15 protein-coding genes and 1 tRNA gene are annotated in these 23,237 nt (G+C 67.7%); 9 read left to right on the top strand and 7 right to left on the bottom strand.

Going from position 1 to position 23,237, the window contains the following annotated elements; translation table 11 throughout:
- Window positions 1-681: 681 nt before the first annotated feature.
- Complete coding sequence (locus FM113_RS00585; protein ID WP_087010408.1) at window positions 682-3,213, bottom strand: LuxR family transcriptional regulator; 2,532 nt, start codon at window positions 3,211-3,213, stop codon at window positions 682-684.
- A gap of 413 nt (window positions 3,214-3,626) precedes the next feature.
- On the opposite strand from FM113_RS00585, the gene FM113_RS00580 reads away from it, so the two are divergent.
- A complete protein-coding gene (locus FM113_RS00580) occupies window positions 3,627-6,200 on the top strand; it encodes a LuxR family transcriptional regulator (RefSeq protein ID WP_087010406.1) in 2,574 nt (857 codons plus the stop codon).
- 332 nt (window positions 6,201-6,532) lie between these two features.
- Here the strand turns inward: FM113_RS00580 and ctaD are convergent, their stop codons facing one another.
- Genes ctaD through FM113_RS00565 form a run of 3 tightly spaced genes read right to left on the bottom strand, consistent with a single transcriptional unit; the run spans window position 6,533 to window position 10,271 of the window.
- The gene (ctaD, locus tag FM113_RS00575; protein WP_254908794.1) at window positions 6,533-8,230 is read right to left on the bottom strand and encodes a cytochrome c oxidase subunit I; all 1,698 of its coding nucleotides are present in this window, start codon (window positions 8,228-8,230) and stop codon (window positions 6,533-6,535) included.
- On the bottom strand, window positions 8,220-9,344 hold the full coding sequence (gene serC / locus FM113_RS00570) for a phosphoserine transaminase (RefSeq protein ID WP_087010402.1): 1,125 nt from the start codon (window positions 9,342-9,344) through the stop codon (window positions 8,220-8,222). The genes ctaD and serC overlap by 11 nt, the downstream gene beginning before the upstream one ends.
- Before the next feature lie 9 nt (window positions 9,345-9,353).
- The gene (locus tag FM113_RS00565) at window positions 9,354-10,271 is read right to left on the bottom strand and encodes a PfkB family carbohydrate kinase (protein ID WP_087010400.1); all 918 of its coding nucleotides are present in this window, start codon (window positions 10,269-10,271) and stop codon (window positions 9,354-9,356) included.
- 66 nt (window positions 10,272-10,337) lie between these two features.
- Between FM113_RS00565 and FM113_RS00560 the strand changes: the two genes are divergently transcribed.
- Genes FM113_RS00560 through FM113_RS00550 form a run of 3 tightly spaced genes read left to right on the top strand, consistent with a single transcriptional unit; the run spans window position 10,338 to window position 14,898 of the window.
- A complete protein-coding gene (locus tag FM113_RS00560; protein ID WP_087010528.1) occupies window positions 10,338-11,495 on the top strand; it encodes a DegT/DnrJ/EryC1/StrS aminotransferase family protein in 1,158 nt (385 codons plus the stop codon).
- Window positions 11,492-12,982: an AAA family ATPase gene (locus FM113_RS00555; RefSeq protein ID WP_254908793.1), complete on the top strand. Its 1,491-nt coding sequence runs from the start codon at window positions 11,492-11,494 to the stop codon at window positions 12,980-12,982. The genes FM113_RS00560 and FM113_RS00555 overlap by 4 nt, the downstream gene beginning before the upstream one ends.
- Window positions 12,979-14,898, top strand: a complete 1,920-nt coding sequence (locus FM113_RS00550; RefSeq protein WP_140393254.1) for a vWA domain-containing protein — start codon at window positions 12,979-12,981, stop codon at window positions 14,896-14,898. Before FM113_RS00555 ends, FM113_RS00550 begins: the two co-directional genes overlap by 4 nt.
- Here the strand turns inward: FM113_RS00550 and FM113_RS00545 are convergent.
- A complete protein-coding gene (locus FM113_RS00545; protein ID WP_087010396.1) occupies window positions 14,895-15,719 on the bottom strand; it encodes a hypothetical protein in 825 nt (274 codons plus the stop codon). The two genes, FM113_RS00550 and FM113_RS00545, sit on opposite strands and share 4 nt — an antisense overlap.
- A gap of 55 nt (window positions 15,720-15,774) precedes the next feature.
- Here FM113_RS00545 and FM113_RS00540 point away from each other — a divergent pair, with 55 nt between their 5' ends.
- Window positions 15,775-16,209, top strand: a complete 435-nt coding sequence (locus FM113_RS00540) for a Fur family transcriptional regulator (RefSeq protein ID WP_087010394.1) — start codon at window positions 15,775-15,777, stop codon at window positions 16,207-16,209.
- 49 nt (window positions 16,210-16,258) lie between these two features.
- Here FM113_RS00540 and alr read toward each other — a convergent pair whose 3' ends face one another.
- The gene (gene alr, locus FM113_RS00535; RefSeq protein WP_254908792.1) at window positions 16,259-17,365 is read right to left on the bottom strand and encodes an alanine racemase; all 1,107 of its coding nucleotides are present in this window, start codon (window positions 17,363-17,365) and stop codon (window positions 16,259-16,261) included.
- A 92-nt stretch (window positions 17,366-17,457) separates the two neighbouring features.
- On the opposite strand from alr, the gene FM113_RS00530 reads away from it, so the two are divergent.
- The 4 genes from FM113_RS00530 (at window position 17,458) to FM113_RS00515 (ending at window position 21,815) form a co-directional block, all read left to right on the top strand.
- On the top strand, window positions 17,458-18,828 hold the full coding sequence (locus FM113_RS00530) for an aminotransferase class I/II-fold pyridoxal phosphate-dependent enzyme (RefSeq protein ID WP_087010392.1): 1,371 nt from the start codon (window positions 17,458-17,460) through the stop codon (window positions 18,826-18,828).
- A gap of 76 nt (window positions 18,829-18,904) precedes the next feature.
- A complete protein-coding gene (gene gabT, locus FM113_RS00525; RefSeq protein ID WP_087010390.1) occupies window positions 18,905-20,239 on the top strand; it encodes a 4-aminobutyrate--2-oxoglutarate transaminase in 1,335 nt (444 codons plus the stop codon).
- A gap of 41 nt (window positions 20,240-20,280) precedes the next feature.
- Window positions 20,281-20,351: transfer RNA gene (locus FM113_RS00520), tRNA-Cys, on the top strand.
- A 54-nt stretch (window positions 20,352-20,405) separates the two neighbouring features.
- Window positions 20,406-21,815 carry an L-lactate permease gene (locus tag FM113_RS00515; protein WP_087010388.1) on the top strand — a complete coding sequence of 470 codons (1,410 nt, stop codon included), beginning with the start codon at window positions 20,406-20,408 and terminating at the stop codon, window positions 21,813-21,815.
- On the opposite strand, the gene FM113_RS00510 is transcribed toward FM113_RS00515, so the two are convergent.
- Window positions 21,790-23,184 carry a PLP-dependent aminotransferase family protein gene (locus FM113_RS00510; protein ID WP_087010385.1) on the bottom strand — a complete coding sequence of 465 codons (1,395 nt, stop codon included), beginning with the start codon at window positions 23,182-23,184 and terminating at the stop codon, window positions 21,790-21,792. The two genes, FM113_RS00515 and FM113_RS00510, sit on opposite strands and share 26 nt — an antisense overlap.
- Window positions 23,185-23,237: the final 53 nt, after the last annotated feature.

The raw sequence follows: 23,237 nt of genomic DNA, 5'->3' as shown, positions 1-23,237 counted from the left end.
GAAATGGCGTCCTGGTCTGAATGGTACGAGAGGCCACTGACTTTAGTCCGCGGGATGAAGTCGCCGTGTGGGAAGGTGCAGCGGAACGCTGCGTGTAAGGCGGGCGTGACGGCCTCCGGTAGCTCTCGTCCCACGGTCGATCTGCGGGGTCGCCCCCGGCTTGGCTGCGGAGGGGGTTCGGTGGAGTTGAATCGACCCCACCGAGCCTTTGCGGGAACGGATCCGTCAAATCGACGGCACCGTTGGTTCCTGCAGTACGATGACGCCGATTCGGCAGGGCCGTCTATCTTGCGCCTCGGGGAGCTGAATCAAGTTCTTACGGTGACTCTGAATGATCACCCTCATCCTTGCTGACTGGCTAGCTCCGAGACAGCTCGGAAGTGCCGACCTTTCTGGCGAACAGGTCGGGCCGGGGGGGGCACGCAAAACCCAGGTAAATCAACCGTGACGACCCCGAACTGGCCGGCTACACTCGGAACGGGCGCAACGCCGCATCCCTAACCAACGCCAGGGAACCGTAGTCATCCGTATCGCCTCGAAAGCAATCTTGATCAGGGCTTTTGACGACGGGGTCGCAGGTTCAAATCCTGTCATCCCGACGAGAAGCCCCGGTCAGAATCAATTCTGACCGGGGCTGTTTCGTTTTCTGCGCGTGGTGGGTGTGTTCATCACCCAATCGCGCTACAGCGCGTCGGGGTGATCGCTCGCGATGTGGTCGGCAAGCTCCGCCCGCCGGTCGATGCCGAGCTTGCGCATGATCCGGTAGAGGTGGCTCTCGACAGTCCGCACCGACAGGATCAGCTCGTCTGCGATCTGCTGGTTTGTGAGGCCTGTGCGTGCGAGCTGCGCGATCCGGAGCTCGCGGTTACTGAGCTCCACGATCGTGTGGCTGCCGCGCCGCGGGTCGTAGCGGCCCGCCGGAACGTGGGCGAGCACAAGGGCCAGACGGGCATCGATGTCGCGCACCTCGCCGGGTTGTCCGTCCGTCCGGGCGATCACCGCGGCGCGGCGGTACGCGGAGATCGCGAGCGACGTTTGCCCCTGCTGCGCGTACTGCTCGGCCAGCCGCACCAGTTCAGTGCGGTCCCGCAGTGCCCAGGCTCGGGCGTTCTGCGTCAGCACTCGAATTGTGTTGCTGTCGACAGCCGCGAGGCGCGCCTCGGCGTGCGCCAGGCGCTCGACGCTCGGGTCGACGTCGAGCGCCGCGAGGTAGGCGTAGGCCGCGGCGAGGGCCCGGCCCCGGCTCCAGTGTTCGTCGCCCGCGGCCAGGGAGAGGTCGGCGGCCTCTCGGCGTTTTCCGACGCTCGTGAGCGCCTGCATACTCGCCCAGCTGCGGCTGGCTCCCGGGAGGTGCACTGCGCCGTTGGTGATGCGGTCGAACTCCGCGAGATGCTGCTCTGCGAGGCCACGATTCCCGCGTCGGGAGGCGAGCACCGACCCGGAAATGGCGAGCGTCAGCGGCACAAACGCCGGTGTGATCGCGGGCATACCGAGCATCGTGGTGCACTCCAGCACCTCGGCGGCCTCCTCATGTCGGCTCTCCAGCAGGAGCAGCGTAGCGCAGAGCGATCCCTGTGCCAGGATCGTCGTGACGTCCCGGCTGCTCAGTGCGCGGGAGAATTCGGCGAGCGCGGTCTCAATGGCCGCAGCGGGATCGCCATCGAGGTAGTCCGCAGCGCCCTGGAAGACGAGGGTAGCCGCCCGGATCGAGGGGTCCGGGGCGAGAACGTGTGCGGGCAGGGCGGCGATCCGGTCCCAGAGCTCTCGGCACTCGGAAAGTCTGCCTTCGATGAGCGCGAGGATGGCCTGCCCCACCCAGACTGCTGCGCGGGATCGCGGCGGTGCATCTGCCGGTGCATCTTGGAGTGCGCGTGCGGGTTCCAGGGAGTCCGCATAGACGAGGGCAATGTAGGCTTCTCGCGCCACGAGCACATCGGTGTAGGCGCCGCAGCGGGGGGCTGCCTCCCGGAGCAGCTCAATGGCACGCTCGGTGTCCATGTCGAATGCGATGAGCGCATCGGTCCGGGCAAGGACCCACTCGAGTTCTTCGAGCTCGGTGCGTGGCAGGTGTTCAGCCTCGGCCACGATGCTCTCGAGATCCGCGGGAGCCGCCGCCGTGGCAAGCATCCCGGCGCGCATCGCCCGCGTTGCGGTGGCAATTGACGGCCGAACGCGCCAGGCCTGCTGCGCGGCAAGCTGCTCTTCGCGGGCCCGCTCATGTACCAACCTGACAAGGCGGGCATCTCGGGTTTCCCCGCGCGGTGCCGCGCGGACGGCCTCCATCATTCCGTCGGCGGTGCCGAGCCCCGATGCGACCGCGGTCGCCAAGCGGTATCGACGCGCGTACGCGGTTTCGTGGCGGAAGTACTCGACGAGCAGGGGCGGCTCGACGGTCACAAACGTCGCGCTGTCGGAGGGGAATAGGGCGATGAACCCCTCGGTTTCGAGCTGCTCAATGTCCTCCAGATCGGAGTGCTGGGCCACCGTGTCGAGGTTCACTGTGCCCACCGTTGCGAGCACCTCGAGCAGGTCGCGCTGGCGAGGGGTGAGCCGATCGAGGAGCACGCGGGCTGCGGCACCCAGCGTATTGGTCCAGAGATCCTGCGCACCGCACCACAGACCATCTTGCAACACGAGTTTCCCGCCCGAGACCGCGGCGTCGACGAGCGCGAGGGCGAGTCCGGGGTTGCCCCCGCTTTTCGCGTAGATCCTGCTCAGTGTGTTCTGGCTGAGGGGTGCGTCCAGGCGCGACTGCAGGATCTGCGCGAGCTCGGAGAACGAGAGCGGCTGGATCCGAAGCTCGTGTGCGGTGCCGTAACTTGTCTGGGCGGAGCGCGTGGTGAGCTCGCTTCCGGGGCGCGGTGGGTGCCGCGCGGTGATGACGGGGACGCCGGTTCGGGCCCGGACCGCGGAGATCACGCCCCAGCTCGCATCATCGAGGTCGTCCCAGTCGTCAACAAGAATCGCGGAGCGATCGGGCACAAGCTTGGTCACGAGCTCGTCGATGGCGGTGGTGAGGGAGGCGATGAATGCTTGCTGCCGGGTGTCTTTTCCCGGGCCAACGCCCGCGAGGGCGAGGGCGGCCAGTGGGGTGTTTCGGAACGTTGCGTGGCCCAGGATCCGGACCACTGTCCAGTCACGGCCAACGAGCGAGTCATCCAGCCCGCGGAGCAGTGTGGAGCGCCCGCTTCCGGGGTCTCCGATGACGTTCACACTTGTGCCTCGCCGCACACTGTGGCTGAGGCGGGGGAGGTCTCGCGAGGGATGACGACGCAATGTGCAGCCTTTCAGTGGGTGAGGGGCCTGGTGTTGAGGGGTGTCTGTCAGGTCAGGGCGGCTCCGCGGAGCCTGTGAAAAGTGTGCAGTGTGCGGACCCGGCGTTACTGCTGGAGGGGGCCCTTGCAGTGCTCGGTATGGCAGATACCGCAGCCATCACGGACGGGCACGACAAAAAGCAGTAGTCCGCGCGCGGGACTCAGCAGTGCGTGGCAGCAGCGTGGGGGAACGCCCGCACACGCTGTCGAGCGGCCATCCGCGCAAAACTCCCGCCCACACGCGCGAAACCTGCCTGATCAGGAGTACTGTCGTGGCACAGGTTTCCTCCCACACGAGAACGGCAGTGCAGCATGGAGAATCGAGCGAGGGCACTGAGCCGGACTGCGAGCGTAGTGGCTGCGGGCGGGTCCGTCGAAGTGATCGGCGTGCACGGGTCGGGGAAAACGCACTTCATCACGCAGGTCGTGACCCATTTTCGGAACCTCACGTGGCACGTCATTGAGGTTCGGGGGTTGTACGCATACCGGAACACCCCGTTCGCGAGCCTCGCCCTCGCCGGCCTGAGCTCTGTCGCGCAGGGTCGCCCGGGGTCCCCGCGGGTTGTGGTGAGCGAGCTGGAGGAGTTGCTTGCCTCGCCGCGTTCTCTGCTTGTGCTTGAGGACGCCGAGTTTATCGACGACGCGAGCTGGGGGGCGCTGTCTGCCGTCTGTAGTGTGCTGCACACTCCAACCGTTCTGAGTCGACTCCCGGGCTCGTCGCGCAACCGAATCGGGAACCAACTTGAGGGGATGAGTATCGCGCCGGGCTTCGGGGTACATCTCGGACCGCTGGGCTTCGACGACCTCAGCGAGGCGCTCACGCAGGCGACCGGCACCCCACTGCACTCGAGCGCGATGAGTCACGTGTTTGCGAGTTCGGGCGGGAACGTGGGCCTCGCGATCACCATGGTGCGCGCCGCCATCTACGAGGATCGGCTGCAGCTTGAACATGGTCGTTGGGCTACCTCCGACTCGTTTTGGAGTAACGCCCTGATTCCGTATATCGATGCGCTCCTCGCTGAATTGAGCGACGAGCAGTGGGATGCCCTGGAGATCCTGTCGCTACTCGGAGTTGTTGACATCGACACCCTGATGGAGTTCACGGGTCCGGAGGTTCCGACGCAACTCGAGGAGCTCTCCCTGATCGGGTTTTTTCCCTCGGCCGGGCGCCTGCTGGTGACCGTGCAGCCGCCACTGCTCGTCGATTTCTTCAGGCACCGCCCGGCGGCTGCGCGGCGACACCGCCTGAGCGCGAAGCTCGAGGCGCACCTGCGCTCGGGCACTGAGGCAAGCGTGCAGTTCCGGCTTCCGGCAATGTCGCAGAGCCCGGATGCGCCGTTTGTGCGTCTGGTGCATGAGCACCTCCGGAACCGGCTGCTTGTCGCCCAGACCGAGTGGAGCCGGTCCCCGTCGCGCGAAACTCTGGCGAATCTCATTGAGGTTTCGGTGGCCTCCGGAGCGACGGCTGAGGAACTTGAAGCGCTGTTCGCTGATGTGGCGTTGCTCTCCGAGCACGAGTCCGAGCAGATGCTCGTACGGTGGGAGTTCCTGCGGGCGGATCACTGGCTGTTCATCACGGGTGAGTTCCAGCGGGCCATTGACAGTCTGCGCGCGGCAGCCGGTCGTTTCCCGCGGCTCGGTGCACTGTTCGGTGTCCGGATTTTCGAGATCGAGCGGGCGGTCTTCCCAGCGGCTGACTCGTCGCTGTTGCCGGATCCGGAGGACCCAGCACTCGACGCGCAGGTGCGCGCCGCGACGCACATGGCCATCGGCAGCGAACTGCTGCGCGGGGGGCGCGTTGTTGAAGCGAAGGCGCACTACGACGACGCGAACAAGCTGGAGCCGTTCACCGGGGAGATTGATCGGATGGGCTTCCTGATCGTCACGGACTACTTCGCGGGGTACTGCGAGCGGGCCAGGCGCAGCGCGGAGCAGGGGCTCGCCGAAGCGAAGGACTCCTTCGATAATGTCGCGATCCGCGGGTACTGCTATCTTCTCGCGCTGCTCGATCTGCACGACGGACGGGTACGCCGGGCCGAGGAATCGATCCAGCTGGCGTTTTCGCTGGGGGAGCCGATCCGGCAGCCGCCGTTTGTGCACCTGTCCTTCCTCGTGATGGGGACTGTCCTCGCGGTGGGGCAGGGAAACCTGGACGCGGCTCGTGCGTTGCAAGCGGTGTACGAGCACTCAGCGGTGCCGGACAGCCTGCTGCCCGGCGGCTCCCGAAGCTGGGCGACGGCGCGCGTCATCGCCGCCGAGCAGAGCCCGGGTGCCGGGGCGGATCATGCAGAGCAGGGCGGCACGGAACTCTGGGAGCGCGGGGCACACCTGAATGCGGCACTTGTGTATCTGACCGCACTTGAGTTTGATCTCTCGGAGGAGCGGCTGGAGCGGCTGCGACCGCGACTCGCGGCCGTGCACTCACCGTACGTCACTGATCGGGTGCGCTATGTCACCGCGGTGCTCAGAGAAGACCTGGGTGACATGGAGCAGATGGCTGCGGTGTTCACGGAGCTGGGACAGTTCGGGGACGCGCTGGGGGCGTACCGGGAGTGCATCCGGCTGGCAAAGTTGCGGGAGGACTCAGCGGCGACGGATCGCGGCGAATCACGGCTCAGGGAACTGCGCGAATCGCTGGCCCCGGGGGAGTACGGTGAGCGCCGACTGCGCTCGGGGGGCGTGCAGTTCAGCGCGCGCGAGATCCAGATCGCCGGGCTCGCCATCGCCGGGAAGTCCAATCAGGGAATCGCTGATGAACTTGTGCTTTCCGTACGCACTGTCGAGAGCCACATGCATCGGATCATGAAAAAAGCGCAGGTGGAGCGACGGCAGGATCTGGGCTTCGTTGAGGAGTTGTCCGGGGCGCGCTCGCCCCGCCTCGGGTAGTCAGACCGCGCACAGCGGCGTCCTCTGCTACTGAACATCGGCACTGGAGGGAGCTGCGGTGCCCGCGCACTACTGCACTCGCTCGGTTGCGGGTACCGAATCGTGCCTCGGGAGGGGCTCGTGGCCGGGATCTCGGCTTGAATCGGTTCTGAGGCCGCACCCCAGCGGCCCGAAGAATTGAGACAGGTCAGTAATCCCCCCCCGGTGCTCCCCAGCACCACCGCTGATCTGCACTCAAGTGCACAGGAGCGACAATCGCGTCATCGCCTCAGACGATCCGCGCGCTGCTGTGGCCCCGTGATGGAGCTGGGACGCCTACCCCCCCTGGTGTCTCAGCTCCATCTCCTTTTTTCGGATGTCGGATCGGATTCCGGCGCGGGTGCCGGATCGAGTACCGGCGCGGGCGGCGGCCCGGCTGTCACTTCCGGGTGGTTCAGATCGAAGGCGGGGGATTCGGAGCGGATGCGCGGGATCGACACGAAGTTGTGACGCGGGGGCGGGCACGTTGTGGCCCACTCGAGGGAGCGGCCGAAGCCCCAGGGGTCGTTGTGCGTGACGCGAGGCGCGCGCCGGGCAGTGATGTAGACGTTCAGGAAGAACGGCAGCATTGACGCAGCCAGGATCATTGAGCCCACTGTGGAGAGCTGGTTCATCCAGGTGACGTCGTCTGACGGGAGGTAGCTGTAGTAGCGCCGCGGCATCGCCTTCACGCCGAGCCAGTGCTGGATCAGGAACGTCATATGGAAGCCGATGAACAGCACCCAGAAATGGATCTTGCCGAGCCGCTCGTTCAAACGCTTCCCCGTCCACTTTGGCCACCAGAAGTAGAAGCCGGCAAACATTGCGAAGACCACGGTGCCGAACACGACGTAGTGGAAGTGAGCGACGACAAAGTAGGTATCGGTGATGTGGAAGTCCAGGGGTGGGGACGCCAGGATCACGCCGGTGAGGCCGCCAAAGACGAAGGTCACGAGGAAGCCGAGCGACCAGAGCATGGGCGTTTCGAACGTGATGGACCCGCGCCACATGGTGCCGATCCAGTTGTAGATTTTCACCCCGGTGGGGACGGCGATCAGCATGCTCATCAGCGAGAAGAACGGCAGCAGCACGGAACCGGTGACGTACATGTGGTGCGCCCACACCGTAAGTGACAGGGCGGCGATCGCAATTGTCGCGTAGATCAGGGTCTTGTACCCAAAGATCGGTTTCCGGCTGAAGACCGGGAAGATTTCCGAGACGATCCCGAAAAATGGCAAGGCGATGATGTACACCTCGGGGTGTCCGAAGAACCAGAAGAGGTGCTGCCACAGGATCGCACCGCCCTCCCCGGAGAACACCTGAGCTCCGAGGATCCGGTCGGCCGCCAGACCGAGCAGCGCCGCGGCGAGCACCGGGAACGCAACAAGGACGAGGATCGAGGTCACCATGATGTTCCAGGAGAACACTGGCATCCGCCACATTGTCATTCCCGGGGCGCGCATGCAGATGAGCGTGGTGATGAAGTTCACCGAACCCAAGATCGTCGCGAAGCCGCTGAGCGCGAGTCCGAGCACCCACAGGTTGCCGCCGACCCCGGGCGAGTACACCTCTGAGGAGAGTGGCGCGTAGGCGAACCAGCCGAACGACGCCGAGCCCTGCGGGGTAACGAAGCCGCCGACTGTGATGAGTGATCCGAAGGTATACACCCAAAACGAGAAGGCGTTTAAGCGCGGGAAGGCGACGTCGGGAGCACCAATTTGGAGTGGCAACATGACGTTCGCGAAGCCCGTGAAGAGCGGGGTCGCGAACAACAGCAGCATGATAGTGCCGTGCATCGTAAAGAGCTGGTTGTACTGCTCCTTGGTCGCCACAACTTCGAGTCCGGGCGCGAAGAGTTGCAGCCTGATGATGAGGGCGAGGACGCCGCCCACGAGGAACCACACAAACGAGCTCACGAGGTAGAAGTACCCGATCACCTTGTGGTCGGTTGAGGTGAGCCACGACACGATTCGCCCCCGTGGTGGCGCGCTGGGCGTCTGCTTAGCACGCATATTCAACAAGCCTCGGGAATACTTCATCGATGCAGGTCAGGAGGCGGGCGACCTCGTCGGGCTCGACCGACACGTAGGTGGCCACGCGGAGCTGATTGGTCCCGATTCCGCTGTACGCATCGATATCGACGATGCCGTTGGCGCGCAGCGTGCGTGAGAGGTCGCGCACGCTCACGCGCGGGGAGATTTCAATTGTCGCGGTGACGGGCGAGCGGTGCGCCGGTCGGGCCACAAACGGTGCGGCGATGGGGCTGGCTTCCGCCCAGTCGTAGATGAGCTGTGAGCTCCTGCGGGTGCGCTCCGCCGCCCACGAGAGTCCGCCCTGTCCGAGCAGCCACTCGAGTTGCGCCTCGAGGAGGAGGAGCGTAGCGAGGGCTGGGGTGTTTGTTGTCTGGTGTTTGCGTGAGTTCGTGATGGCGGCGCCAAGGCTCAGGAACTCGGGGATGTAGCGGCCGCTCGCGGCAATACGCTCCGCGCGCTCGATCGCAGCCGGAGAGAGCAGAGCCAGCCAGAGTCCGCCGTCCGAGCCGAGGCTCTTTTGTGGGGCAAAGTAATAGACGTCAACCTGTTCGGCATCGAACTCCATGCCGCCGGCAGAACTCGTCGCATCGATCACGGTGAGCGCATCGATCGAGGGGGCGACGCGGTGGACGGGGGCCGCGACACCCGTCGAGGTCTCGTTCTCGGGCCAGGCATAGAGATCGATGCCGGAGACGCGCTCGGGGGCAATGAGCTCACCGTGTCGCGCAGTGCGGACATCGGGGGCGGTGAGCCAGGGGGCCGCAGCGGCACGGGCGAGGCGGCCGCCGAACACGCCAAAGTCGAGGCACTGGGCGCGGTGCTCGATCAGACCATACGTGATGATGTCCCAGAACGCCGTGGCCCCGCCATTGCCGAGCACAACTTCGTAGCCCGCCGGGGCTCGGAAGAGGGTCAGAAGTTGCTCTTGAATCCGCGCGACGAGGGAACGAACCGGGGCTTGGCGATGAGACGTGCCGAGGATTCCGGGGTCCGCCTGGCGCAGATAGTGCAATTGTGACGGGCGTAGCCGCGAGGGCCCGCTGCCGAAGCGGCCGTCCGCGGGGAGGAGGTGACGCGGAATTGTGATTGTCATGCGGGTCTCCTAGCTGAGCGGGTAGGGGTGGGCGGTGGCACGCCGGACAGTCTCAGCAGCGACATCCACGGCGGCGGCGAGGTGGGAAAGGTCTGGAAACACCGCGGGCATCATTGCGCTGAGTTCGACCGCGAGGGCGGCGGTGAAGGTGTCGCCGAGCCCCTTCGCGCTGGTCCGGAGTGGTGCGTGCCAGTGCGCACAGTGCTCGGTTGCGGTGACGATCACCTCTCCGACGCTTGTCGTGACGGGGGAGCGCACACCTGTCACGACAACCCACTGGGTGCGGGCGGTGATGAGCGAACGTGCGGCCCGGGCGATGGGGGTGGGTGAGGTGAGCGAGTCGAGCGGGGCGCCGCTGAGATGCGCCAGTTCGAACAGGTTGGGGGTGAGCCCTGTGGCGAGCGGGACGAGTTCACTGCGGAGCGCTCCAACGAGTGCGGGATCGGTGTAGAACCCAAGCTCGGTGTCCCCGAGCGTGGGGTCGAGCAGCAACGGGATCTCCGAATCGGCGGAGCGAACGGCGGCCGCAACTGCCGCGGTCTGTGCGGGGGACGCGAGGTAGCCCGAGGTGACAAGCCGGAGTTCCCTGAGCGCGCCGGCTCCGTCGAGATCCCGCAGGGCTCGTGCGATCCACTCGGCCGGGACGTCGAGGTGGTGCACCGCGTCAAAATGCGGGATCACGCTGAGCAGAACCGTGGGAATGTCGATCGTGCGCACGCCAGCGGCCTCGGTCACGCGGCGGCTCGCGGGGAGGCCCACCGTGCCGTGAAGGAGCTGCGATCCGAAGTTCAGGATCTGAGCGGGACGTGGATCGAGTTCCAGCGCGGACGCCTCGGCAACGCGCAGCGCGATCCTCCCCGGCGGCGTCTGGGGCGGCGCTGCGGAGCTCTGTCCGAACACGCGATCAAGCTGACCAGTCTTTGACATAGGACAAACGCTATCATGGCTGTGACAAAGTTTGCGATCGACTCGAACACACGCGGAGGCACCACAATGACACCCCCAACTACGACCCCCATAGCGGATCCCGCAGCGGCTCCCGCACCCACACTGATCCCCGCGGCCAAGCCCCTGATCGGTCACGAAGAACGACTCGCGGTGCACAACGTGCTGCTCTCGGGCATGCTCGCGCAGGGGCCGGAGGTCGCTGCATTCGAGCGTGAGTTTTCGGAACACTTCGTTGCGGGGCGGCCGACAGTCGCACTGAACTCCGGCACGAGCGGGCAACACCTCGGCCTCCTCGCAAGCGGGATTGGCCCCGGCGACGAGGTGATCGTTCCCTCTTTCACCTTCGCCGCCGTCGCGAACTCAGTCGCATTGACCGGGGCTACACCGGTGTTCGCGGACATCGAGCCCACACACTTCACGCTCGACCCGGCCGCGGTGCGCGCGGCGATTACCGAGCGCACCGCGGGGGTGATGCCGGTGCACCTGTACGGCCACCCGTTCCAGGTCGACGCGATGCACGCCATCGCCACGGAACACGGCATCGCCCTCTTTGAGGACGCCGCGCAGGCGCACGGTGCGCGCTGGAACGGGCAGCCCGTGGGAAGCTTCGGCGAGTTCGCGATGTTCAGCCTCTACCCGACGAAAAACATGACCGCGATCGAGGGCGGCATGGTGTCGTGCCGCACGCAGGAGACCGCGCGGCGGCTTCGGCTGCTCCGTAACCAGGGGATGGAGACCCAGTATGCCAATGAGGTCATCGGCTTCAACGCCCGGATGAGTGATGTGCACGCCGCCGTGGGACGCGTGCAACTGCGCAAGGTTGACGACTGGACACACACCCGGCGAAGCCACGCCGCGTTTTTTGACAGGGAACTGGCCACGCTGCCGGGACTGACAGTGCCGCGCATCGCCCCGGAGGCCACGCACGTGTATCACCAGTACACGGTCCGCGTTCCGGCCGCGGAACGTGACAACATACGGGCGGCGCTCCGCGACGAACACGGGGTGGCGACAGGCGTGTACTATCCGATCCCCAACCACCGACTGCCATCGCTGGGGCAATTCGCGCCCGCGCACGAGCTTCCAGAGTCCGATCGCGCCGCCGCCGAGGTGCTTTCGCTCCCCGTGCATCCCTCGCTCACGGCGGGTGACCTCGACCGTATCGTCGCGGGGGTCAGCGCGGTCATGGCGGCGGGGGCATGATGCTGCACGTCCAGCTCAGCACCGAGGCGCTCCTCACGGAACTCCGCACGGTCGCGACGCAGTTGCGGCAGACGCAGCGCGCGCTTCGTGTCGACTGGGCCGCGGCCGGCGGCGTCCCCGAAGAGCTCGCGCGGCTGCTCGCGCACCCCGGGGGCGGCGACACTGAGCGCGCGGGATTCACTCACGCGATCAGGTTGGGGATTTCCGCCACCCGCGAGCTTCGCGCACGATTGACCGCGCTCGCCGCCGATCCCGCGCTCGTGGCGGGGGCGCTTCCCCGAGCGCTCACTGAGCGTGCGCGGATCCTGCGCGCGGCGGTTGCTGAGCACCGGCGCGAAATGCACGCCGAGGAAGCGCGGGATGCCGCCGCGGCCCTCGTCGCGCACGCTGCCGCGGCCGGACGCACGCTGACGCCCGCGGAACAGCGTGCGGTGCTCGGCGCCGAGGCGGGTGACACCCATGACGGCACGTCGCGACGGCTGCCCGCTGGGGTGGCCAGCGCGCTCGCTGCGCTTCGTGTGCGGGAAGCGCAGCGGCAGCTGCGCAGCGGGCTGCTCCTCAGCGATCAGATGCGCCGGGTGATTCGCGGCGCCCTCCCCGCCCTCTATTCGGGGGCACCACTGCTTCTCATCGGGGAGACGGGAGGGGCGAAGACCGCGCTCGCGGAGGCGCTCGCGACGCGCACTGGCCGTCCGCCTGAGTTTGTGTCCGGCTATGGCGATATCTCCGCCGCCCAGCTCATTGGCACGCACGAGTTGCGCGGTGAGCGTGGGGCCACGTTGACGGTGTTTGAACCCGGCCCGCTGCTGCGCGCCATGCGGGAGGGGCGGCCGCTGATCCTCGACGAAGTGAACGCGATGCCCGCGGAGTTTCTGAAGCGTCTCAATCGGATCCTGCAGCTCAGACCGGGTGCCGAATTTGCGGTGCAGGAGGGCTCGGGCGAGCGCGTCCGGATTGCCCCGGGCTTCACCATCATCGCCACAGCCAATGAGCACGCTCCGCACCGGTACCGGGGGATCGAACCGCTGAGCGCGGAACTCGTGAACCGCTTCGGCGCGAACACGTTCCGGGTGCGCTACCCGGACGCGGACCGGGGCTACACGGAGTTCCCGCGAGACAACGCCCTGCTCGCCACGGCGGCAATCGCGACGGATCTCGGCGAGCTCCCGACTGGCCTGTCCGCAGAGCACATTGAGCTCGTTGCCCGTGCCGCGTTTGTGAGCCAGCAGGTGTTTTCGGGTCACCACGGGGAGGGGTTTGAGCGCTATCTCACGACGGAGCAGCGCGCCGATCAGGAGCCGGGGCTTGCCGAGACGGTGATCGCGCCGCGCACCCTCGTGGCGCTCCTGCAGCGGGTCGCACTCGAGGGCACGGCAGACGCGCTGCACACGACGCTCACCCGCTTTGCGGACGGGGTGATGCACCCCGAAGACCGGCGTACCCTCGCCCTGATCCTTGAGGGGCAGGGCGTGCGGTGGACCCGATGAGGCCGCAGTCTTCCCTCGAAGCGCAGCTCCGGAGCGCGGGCCGGCTCCTGGGGCTCGACGTGGTGGTGACGGAATCCGAGACCTGGGAGCTGACGGCCACCCGCGTCACCGTGGGGCTCGGGTACTTCCGCGTGCGGGGCATCACCGATGCGGATGCGGCGGTGCTTGCCCTCCGCGATTTCTGGGCCGGGATCCGGTCGCCGCGCCTGGCCCCCGGCCGCGCGCATCGACGCGCCGTGCTGTCTGAGCGCTGTCCGGAGCTTGACCCCCTGCTCACGGTGATTGAACGGGCGCAGGCCGGCGCCGAACTGTGTGCGGCGATGCCGGGGTTTCGGGGTCGCCTCCGCGACGCCACGCTGCGCGGTGTGCCCGAGGATCTGCGTGACCGCCCGATCGAGCAGCAGTGGAACGGCGCGCTGCTGCGCCTGAGCGCCGGTGCCGAGTCTGTGCGCGTCGACGATCCGGTGACTGCCGAACTTACGCGACTTCTCGGCGGCCACCCCACTCGGGAGTCTGAAGTTCCTGCGGATGTGGTGCGCCGAGTCCTGGGGGGCGAGCCTGATCGCTCTCCAGTCGAGCATCTCGATCGTGCACTCGCCGTGCTCGTGCCGCCGCTGCAGCGGCTCCGTGCGCAGTTGGGGCGAGGGCTCTCCGATCGTGGCGACAGCGCAGCGCTCGGGCCGGAAGCACCGCCCGCGGACGGGGCCGAGCTCGGGCTCGGAGACAGTTCCGGTGCCGGCGCCTCTGAGCTGGGTGCCGGTGAGCTGAATTCGGGCGACGCCGGGAACATGACGAACGCGGAGGTGCCATCTCCCGACGAGGCGCCGGCTGCGGGGGCGCAGCGCACCACCGCGCAATTCGATCCCGCCGCGCTCACCGAGATCCAGTCCGAGGTGCCGCCGACAACCCTCATCGAGCTGCCACTTCCGGCCCGCAACGCGATCGGCGGCGGAGAGTTGCCCGAAGGGATTACCGCGACAGCAGGGGACATCGCGCCCGGGGCGGCCGGATCTGGCCTCGGCCGCGAGCGCGGCGTGGAGGACGCGAGCCTCAGCGAGTATCGTGCCCGAGCCGAGCGCCTGCGCCCCGAAATCGCCCGGGTCCGAGAGGTGTGGCGTGCGGTGCTGGCGCACGGCCTGCGGCACCGACGAGTGTTCTCACGGTTGCCCGCAACCGAGGGGGGTGCCATATTCCCGGAGCGCCTCGCGACGACAGTGACCGAGGTGCGTGCGGGCATTGCCCGGCCCGCGGCCTTTCGCACTCGCGCGCTGCGTGCCCGCGATGGTGACGCTTGGGGCAGCGTCGATGCCCTGCTCGTGCTCGACCGGTCTGCCTCGATGCGGGGCCCCGTGTCCGAGGCGTGTGCCGACGCGGGGCTCGTGATGCTGGAGTCGCTCGGTGCTGTGGCGCGAGATATTGCGCGCCTCGAACAGCAGCACGCGATCACGGTGGGAGCATCGGTGCGCGCCGGGGTGATTGTGTTCGACGAGGCGCCGCGGGTGATCGCCCCGCTGCGCCGCTCCGTTGATGAGGGCACACGGGCTGTGCTGCACACCGCGGTGCGGGGTGCGAGTGGGCGGACGGACACCGCCGCGGCGCTTCGGGCCGCGGCGGTCGAGCTGGGCGCCCCACTGGGGAGAGCCGCTGAGCACGCGCGGTCACGGCGTCGCCTGCCGCGGCGGCTTGTGATCCTCATTGGAGATGGGGACTGCGATGATCCGGCCGAGCTGCAGCGGGTCGTTGGAGAGATGCGGGCGCGCGGTCTTGAGCTCGTGGGCATCGGGATCGGATCCGCGCCGGGTATGGCTGCGCTCGGCGATGGCGTGCGCAGGGTCACGGGGGTCTCCGAGCTGCCCGGGGCGCTTGCCGAGGCGCTCGCCGGGGTGCCGCGGGGGCGGGCGGATGCCCGGTCCTAGTGTGCGAGGCGCGTTCCGATGTGCGGCCCCTGATCGGTGCGCTCGCGGGTGCCGATACGCACGGTGTAGTTGGCGATGTCGCTTCCGTGTCGCGCCGCGAACCGCGTATCGGGCAGCTCGCCTGCGAGCCAGGTGAAGGAGTGTTTGTCAAGTGGTGCGGCTCCACAGCGGGCGCGCGCGATCTGGAGCAGCAGCATCTCGGGGAGTGTCGGATAGTTCGTTGACATCGCAGTGCTGTGGGCGTGACCGAGCAGCGGTGCCGCGGGTGCTGCGGGGACCCAGCGCAGGGTCCAGTGCACGGGGCCGAGCGGCGTTGCTCGGGTAAGGCGCGGGGTGTGGCGCGACGCGGGTGCGTCAAGCGCCGCGAACCAACGCACAACCTCCGAGGACATACTCAGGGCCAAATCATCGGCGAGCGAGCCGTCGGCGAACGCCCGCTGCCACGCGTGGGCCCCGAGCCCGTGGGGTGCTGGGACGGGGAGGAAGCGTGTTCCCAGTTCGAGGTCCCGGGTGGCGCCCGAAGGCGCAGGGAAGCGCGGCGGTGCGCCCGCCGCCCAGAACTCATCGGGGTCGGGGACGGGGATCCCGCACCGCGCCGCGAGCGCAGCGGCGGCCGCGAAGCCCGCGTCGAGCGCCGCCCGGTTTTCAGGATCGGGGTGGCTCGCGAGCCGGGCACCGAAATCTCCTGCGCGCAGACGCAGGGTCTGTGTGGTGATCCACAATTCGGCCGGATCGGCCGCGGCGGCGCTCCGCTCCGTGAGGTCCGGGAAGAGGGCTTCGCCGAGCTCGGATTCGCGCCCCCGCCATGCTCGCATTGTCATAGGACAAAAGCTATCATGGCGGTGGGGGCTGAGCGTACGCGGGACAGGAGGGGACATGGCCGAGGGGTACGGAGTGCCAGCGCGGCGCATTCGTGAGGCGGGACTCCGGGTCACGGCAGCCCGCGTCCGGGTGTGGGAGGCGCTGCACGCCACCCCGCACAGTTCGGTCTCCGAGCTTGCGCTCTGCCTGGGTGCTTCGGGCCCGCAGGCATCGCTGCAAACGCTGCACAACGCCGTGAATGATCTCACCCGGGCCGGCCTCCTGCGCCGGGTCGAACTCCCCGGCTCGGCCGTCGCACGGTACGAGACACGCGTGGGGGATGCGCACCATCACCTCCAGTGCACCCGCTGTGGTCATGTTGTCGATGTTGACTGCGCGCACGTCACGGGTGCGTGCCTCGACGGCGACATCGCCGGGCTCGGGGTCGTGAGTTCCGTCGAAGTTGTGTTCCGCGGCCTGTGTGCGGAGTGCGCCGAGGAGCTGGCGTAGCGTCGCGATGGCGCGCTGCGCGGCTATGGTTCGATGGCGCGCTGCGCGGCTATGGTCCGATGGTGCGCCGCTGCACGCGAGGACCGATGCGTGCGACGATCTCGTAGTTGATCGTGCCGAGTTGCTCGGACCACTCCTCGACGGCTGGGTGCCCGACGGCGGGGTCGCCGAAGAGCACCACCCGGTCGCCGGGGGTCGCCGCCGCAGCGCCTCCCGTGAGAGCCACGGCGCACTCATCCATGCCGATCTGGCCGATGATCGGGACGCGCTCTCCCCGTACCCTGACCGTGATGCCGCGATCTCCCAATGCTCGGGGGAGACCGTCCGCGTATCCGAGTGGCACGATCCCGAGCGGCGGCTGCCGCTCGCGCCGCACTGCCACGAGCTCGGTGGCTAGGGTCATGACCGGGCGCAGCATGATCCCGCCTGGACTCCGCTCGGGACCCGGTTCGAGACCGTAGGCCGCGAGCCCCACGCGAACCGCGTCGTAGCGCAGGTGGGGGGAGGAGAGTGCCGCAGCCGACGCGGCGAGGTGGCGCAGAGGCGGCCGCACTCCGAGTGCAGCAAGCTCGGCGAGGCCGTGCTCAAATCGGGCGGCCTGGGCAAGATCGGCCTCGGCGCTCGCGTTTGCGAGGTGACTGAATACCCCGGTGATGCGCACGAGGCCCGCGTGGCTTGCGTGCTGTGCCGCGGTAGCGAGCTCGCGCCACGATTCCGGGCTCGCGCCGTTCCGGCTGAGTCCGGTGTCGAGTTTCAGCTGCGCAGTGGCCGGCCGGCCACTACTGAGCGCGGCTGCGGCGATTCGGCGCAGTTGATCCGGGCTACTGACCCCGAGTTCGATGCGGTGCTCGATCGCTGCCGCGGCGTCGAAGGTGGGTTCGTGAAGCCAGCAGAGGATCGGAGCTGTACTTCCGTGTTGCCTCAGCGCGAGGGCCTCGTCCAGGCTCGCGACGGCTACCATCTCGGCTCCGGCGGCGATGACCTCGGGTGCGACGAGGTGTGCACCGTGGCCGTAGGCGTTTGCCTTGACGACAACGATCACGCGGGCCCCGCTGTGTCGGAGTGCGCGCACGTTGTGCCGCAGTGCGGCGAGCGAGATTTCGGCGACACGCAGTGGCGTGGTTGCTGGCGACGCGCCGCGAATTTGCATTGTCATAGGACAAAGAATAACATGGCATATGTCAGGAAAAACTGCTCGTGTACACTCGGGGAGGGCGTGAGACCGCGCCTTGCAGAAAGGAGATTCGCATGTCGGATCACGCAATCGGCCGTGACGCACCGCTCGGAATCTCCGGCGCGAGCGTCGAGGAAATCGTCGGCAGCATCCGCGAGTTGATCGACCACGGGATGCTGCGCCCGGGTGACTCGCTGCCCCCGATGCGTGCCCTCGCGGAAACGCTGGGGGTGAACCGAAACACAGCTTCTGCGGCGTACCGGGCACTTGTGCAGGCGAATCTCGCCGAGACCCGTGGGCGCGCCGGCACCGTCATCGTTGATCCGTTCGCGGAGCTCGACGAGGAGGGGTTTGCGCAGGACACTGTGCTCCGCGATGTGGGGGACGGGAACCCCGCACCCGCTTTCCTGCCCGACCCGACGAGCGTGCGCCTGAGCGCCACCGTGCCGCACCTGTATGGTGAGGCCACAGTGGATCCCGACCTTGCCGAGTGGGCGACCCGCTGGCTTGCCGAAGATCAGCCGCGGCCCTTCGCGCTCACCGTGACCGCCGGTGCGGTCGACGCGATCGAGCGTTTGCTTGCACAGGCACTCGCGTCAGGTGACGCGGTCGCGCTCGAAGATCCTTGCTTCCTCACGAGTATCAGCACGATCCGGCAGAACGGGTACCGCGCTGTGCCCGTCCAGATTGACGCAGCGGGTATGCGGCCCGAGAGCCTACGTGACGCGCTCGAGAGCGGCGTTCGGGCGGTTGTCTGCACCCCTCGTGCGCACAACCCGACCGGCGCGAGCCTCACGGCGGCGCGCGCCGCCGAACTTCGCGAGGTGCTGGCGGCCTACCCGCAGGTTCTCGTGATCGAGGACGACCACTTTGCGCTCCTGGCCCGTGCCCCGTACGCGACAATCATCGGCGCGCAGCAGCAGCGCTGGGCGCTGGTGCGGTCAATGTCGAAGGCGCTCGGACCAGATATGCGGATCGCCCTGCTCGCGAGCGACCCCGAAACCGCGGAGCGCCTCGCGACTCGGATTAGCGGCGGCATCACCTGGGTGAGTCATCTGATCCAGCGCATCACTCACGCGCTCCTCGCAGATCCGGCGACACAGCAGCGGATCCAGGACGCGAGTGCGTTCTATGCCGAGCGCAACACAGTGTTCCAGGAGTGCCTGGGCGCGGTGGGCCTGAGCTCCACGAGCCGTGACGGCTTGAACGTCTGGGTTGATACGCAGCGCAATGCGGGGGACGTGCTCACCCAGCTGATGCGCCGCGGCTGGATTGCGCGCGACGGCGCAAGCTTCGGGCTGCAGGGCGAGCACCACCGTGCCCTGCGCTTGACTGTGCATGACCTCGCTCCCGAGGACATGCGACGGCTCGCCGACGATCTCGCGGCGGCCTGCGAAACGGCGGCGCAGCCGATCCCGGTTCGACACGGCCACACTGCGCCCTAGCCCGACGTGAGCCGATCAGGCTGGACCTGATCGGATCCTGATTTCTCGCACCACCCACCACTCGAAAGGACCCCTGATGACACTCATCGCTGAAGATCTGGCAGCGCTGCAGCGCCCCGAACTCGTGACGGAACTCCCGGGTCCGAAGAGCCGTGAGATTCACGCGCGGCGCGAGCAGGCGGTACCGCGGGGAGTCGGCTGCGCCCTCCCGATCTACATTGAGCACGCCGACGGCGCGTGGCTCACCGACGTTGACGGCAACCGTCTGCTGGATCTCGGATCCGGGATCGGCGTGACAACCCTGGGACACACACAGCCGACAGTCGTTGCTGCCGCGAAGGCGCAGCTTGACCGCGTAAGTCACACCCTGTTCACCGTCACCCCGTATGAGAACTACGTGCGGCTTGCGGAACGGCTTGCCGAGCACACCCCGGGCGCCCACGCAAAGAAGACATTCTTTGTGAACTCCGGCGCTGAAGCCGTCGAGAACGCGGTCAAGATTGCTCGCGCCCACACCGGGAAACGAGTGATCGCGGCGCTGGATCATGCCTTCCACGGTCGGACAAGCCTCACGATGGCAATGAACCACAGGGTGGCACCCTACGGCACGGGATTCGGCCCGTTCGCGCCTGACGTACAGCGGGTTCCCAACTCCTATCCCTTGCGTGACGGTCTGTCCGGGGCCGAAGCCGCAGCGCGCACGATCGAGTACCTGGAGCAGCGTATCGGGGCTGCGGACCTCGCCGCGATCATTGCCGAGCCGATCCAGGGCGAGGGCGGTTTTGTCGTCCCGGCCGAGGGCTACTTGCCGGCGCTCCAGGAGTGGGCCACGGCGAATGACGTCGTGTTTATTGCTGACGAGATCCAAGCGGGCCTGGGCCGCACGGGGACCTGGTTCGCGAGTGAGCTGTTCGGCCTCGTGCCGGACCTCGTGCTCACCGCGAAGGGAATCGCGGACGGGCTACCGCTGGCAGGCGTCACGGGGCGCGCCGAAATCATGGACGCCGCCGGGCCTGGCGGACTCGGGGGGACTTTCGGCGGAAACCCCGTGTCGATCGCTGCCGCACACGCGGTGCTTGACCTGCTCGAGACCGGTGCCCCGTTCGCAGAGGCCGCCAGAATCGAGGATGCGCTCGTATCGGGGCTGGCGGAGCTCGCCAGCACCCACGAGGTGATAGGGGACATTCGCGGGCACGGCGCGATGATCGCCTTCGAGCTTGTCGCCCCGGGCTCCACGACGCCGCTCGCGGGTCTGGCAACGGAGATCGCGGCGTATGCGGCGACGCAGGGCGTGCTCCTCCTCACCGCGGGAAGCTACGGCAACGTTGTGCGCTTCCTGCCGTCGCTGACAGTGACAAACGAGCAGATCTCCGTTGCGCTCGGCGTGATCGGAGATGCGCTGGCGCAGTAACCGCGGGAAACCGCAGGGCCGTCGATTCCGGCGGCCCACCCGGTGGGGTGACCGAATGGCTAGGTTGCAACTCGCAAAGTTGTGTATGCAGGTTCGACTCCTGCCCCCACCTCGAACGCCGGGCGACGCGATCGCCAGGCACGTCCGAGTCCCGAGGAGCTGAGCTGTGCGCGCACTCCTTGCTGCGGTGCCACTCCTGGTTGTCGTATGCGCCTTGCTGGCGCGCCGCTCGTCCCGCGTTTCAGCTTTTCTTGGGCTGGCTGCCCTCTGGCCCGTGCTCATCTGGGGGTTTCCGGTGACGGTCGCTGATCTTGCGGGCGTGGGTCGAGACTGGGGCCCGGTAGCGCTTGAAGTGCTGCTCGTCATCGGGGGCGGGATTGCGTTTGCTGAAGCAGGCAGGGCGACGGGACAGCAGGCGGTGCTGACCCGCTGGATTACGCAAGCGCTCGGGACGGGGATCATGCCGGTGCTCGCGATCGTGCACGGCTTCACTCCTCTGACCGAATCACTGACCGGGTATGGGATCGGGGCGGCGCTCGCCGTGCCACTCCTGCTCGGGATTGGGCTCTCGGGGCGCGTCGCCGCAACCGTGGGGCTCCTGGGCCTGTGCGCCGTCCCGTGGGGGTCGCTGGGGCCAGGCACACTGATCGCGGCCCACCTCACCGCCGTCGACGTCGATCAGCTGGGGGCAGCGACCGCGGTATTCAACGGTACTGTGTTTCTGGGTGCCGGGGTAGCCGCAGCGCTTCTCGTGTGCCCCGCGGGCCGGCGAGTGGGCGGTGTCGCGGCGGGCGTCGCGTCCGGGACTGCGCTGTGGGCTGCCGTGTGGGGCGTCAACACGATCCTCGGCACCGCGCCGGCCGGAGCGCTCGGGGGTCTCCTTGTGCTTGCCGCACACCTCGGACTCCGCGCGGCGCGTGGGCGCCGTGTCCGCGTCAGCCGTCTCGTGCTGCGCGCCGCGCTCCCGTATGCCGTTGTTCTGGGTGGGGTCCTCGCGACGACGCTGGGATTTCAGGCCACCGGCACGGAAGAAGCGATTCTGGCGCGCGTGATCGCCTCGCCGGCGTTCTGGTTGTTCGCAGCGACCGGGACTGTGCTCGGCTCACGGCTGGAGGTGCTGTCCGGGGTGTGGCGCACGGGGGCGGGTACCTGGGTGCGCGTGGCACCCGCGACCGTGATGTTCATCCTGCTCGGGGCGCTCATGGGGGCGAGTGGCATGTCGGAGGCGCTCGCGGAGCAGCTCGCATTGCTTGGCGTGAGCTATCTGTTCTTCTTGCCGTTCTGCGCCGCGCTCATTGGCTTCCTGACCGGGTCAAACTCGGGGGCGAACGCGCTCGGTGCGGGCGCGCAGGCCGACGTCGTCCGCGCGCTGGGTGCAGACGTGACGCTCGCCGTTGGCGCCCACAACGCGGCGGGGGCGGCGGCCATGATGGCATCCCCTGCGCGTGTGGAGTTGGCGAGTCGCTTGGCCCGCGTGCCCGGGGAAGCCCCCGCGGTGCAGCGCACGATGGTGTGTGTGCTTGTCGGCATGATCGTGCCGATGGCACTCCTTAGCTACGGAGTGTTGTCGGGCTGAGTGCTGCGAGTCGACGCACACCTTCCGCAATTTGCGGTTCGGTTGCGGCACCGAAGGAGAGTCTGAGGAACGGGCTTGGCGGCTCGTCCACGAAGAAGTGTCGCCCATCGCCGACAAGTACGCCGGCGGAGTGCGCGGCCGCGCTGAACTCCCGGGTGTCGGTGCCGTGGGGGAGCTGAGCCCAGAGGTGGAGGCCGCCGCGCGGCACGTGTGGCACCCGCGCGGCCGGGAGCGAACTCGCGATGGCAAAAGCAAGCGCATCACGGCGGTGTGCCAGTGCAGAACGCAGGCGTTTGAGGTGCCGTGGCCAGACCGGGGAGGTGAGGAGCTCCAGGGCGATCTCCTGCACGATCGGGGAGACTCCGAGGTCGTCGGCCGTGCGTGAGGCGCGGAGCCTGTCGCCGGCAGGCCCACGTGCGATGACGGCTCCGAGCCGAATGCCTGGTGAGGCAGGCTTTGACAGCGTGAGTACGGACACAACATGACCGTGCGGATCCTGCGTGAACAGCGGTGCGGGTGCGGAACTCTCGATCCCGAGATGCCGTGCCCAATCGTCCTCAACGATGAACGCACCCGCCCGTGCCGCGAGTTCCAGTACCTGTGTCCGGCGTTCGGGGCTGAGCACAGCCCCCGTCGGGTTCGCATAGTTCGGTTGGAGATAGATCGACCGCGCGCGGGTCCGCTCAAGTTCGTCCCGAAGTCGGTCCACGAGGATCCCATCGCCGTCGCTGGGGACAGCTTTGATCGCGAGTCCGGCGCTCTGCGCGGCAATGATCGCGCCCGGATAGGTGGGGCTTTCCATGATGATCGTGTCACCCGGCTCCGCCAGCGTCCGCATCGCAAACACGAGCCCCTGCTGGCCGCCGGCCACGACGAGCACATCGCTCGGTTCGGCCTGATAATCGGCGGAAAGCAATCGTCGCAGCTCGGCTGATCCCGTCGGCGGCGTCATCACCCAGGCGCGGGAACTGCGCGCGGCTCGGGCACCGATTTGCCGGAGCTCCTCCGTGGGGAGAAGTTCAGCGGACAGATAGCCCCACGACAGCGGGATGTGATCGGACCCGGCGTAGGCGCCGACCCGGGACGCCCGTTCAGGGTCGACGCGGGTGCGTCCGAGCACGGGGGTTTGCCAGGTGAAATCGGGTTCGGCGAGCACGGCACGGCTCGCGACAAAGGTGCCCCGGCCAGGCTCGGTGAGGATCAGTCCGAGCGCGGTGAGCGTCGCGAGCGCCGAGGATATCGTTCCTGCGCTCGCGCGAAACTCTGTGGCGAGCTGCCGGGCCCCGGGCAGCCGCTCCCCGGTGCGCATCCCGGAGATGCGCTGCTGGAGTTCGGCGGCAATCTGAGCGGCCCTGTTATTGTGACTCACCCCGCTATTCAATAGCGTTATCGCGTGATTCGGCAAGCTCACGCGCACACCAC

The organism is Leucobacter sp. 7(1), assembly GCF_900163635.1.
Classification (GTDB): domain Bacteria; phylum Actinomycetota; class Actinomycetes; order Actinomycetales; family Microbacteriaceae; genus Leucobacter.
This window is presented reverse-complemented; position numbering and strand designations above follow the sequence as displayed.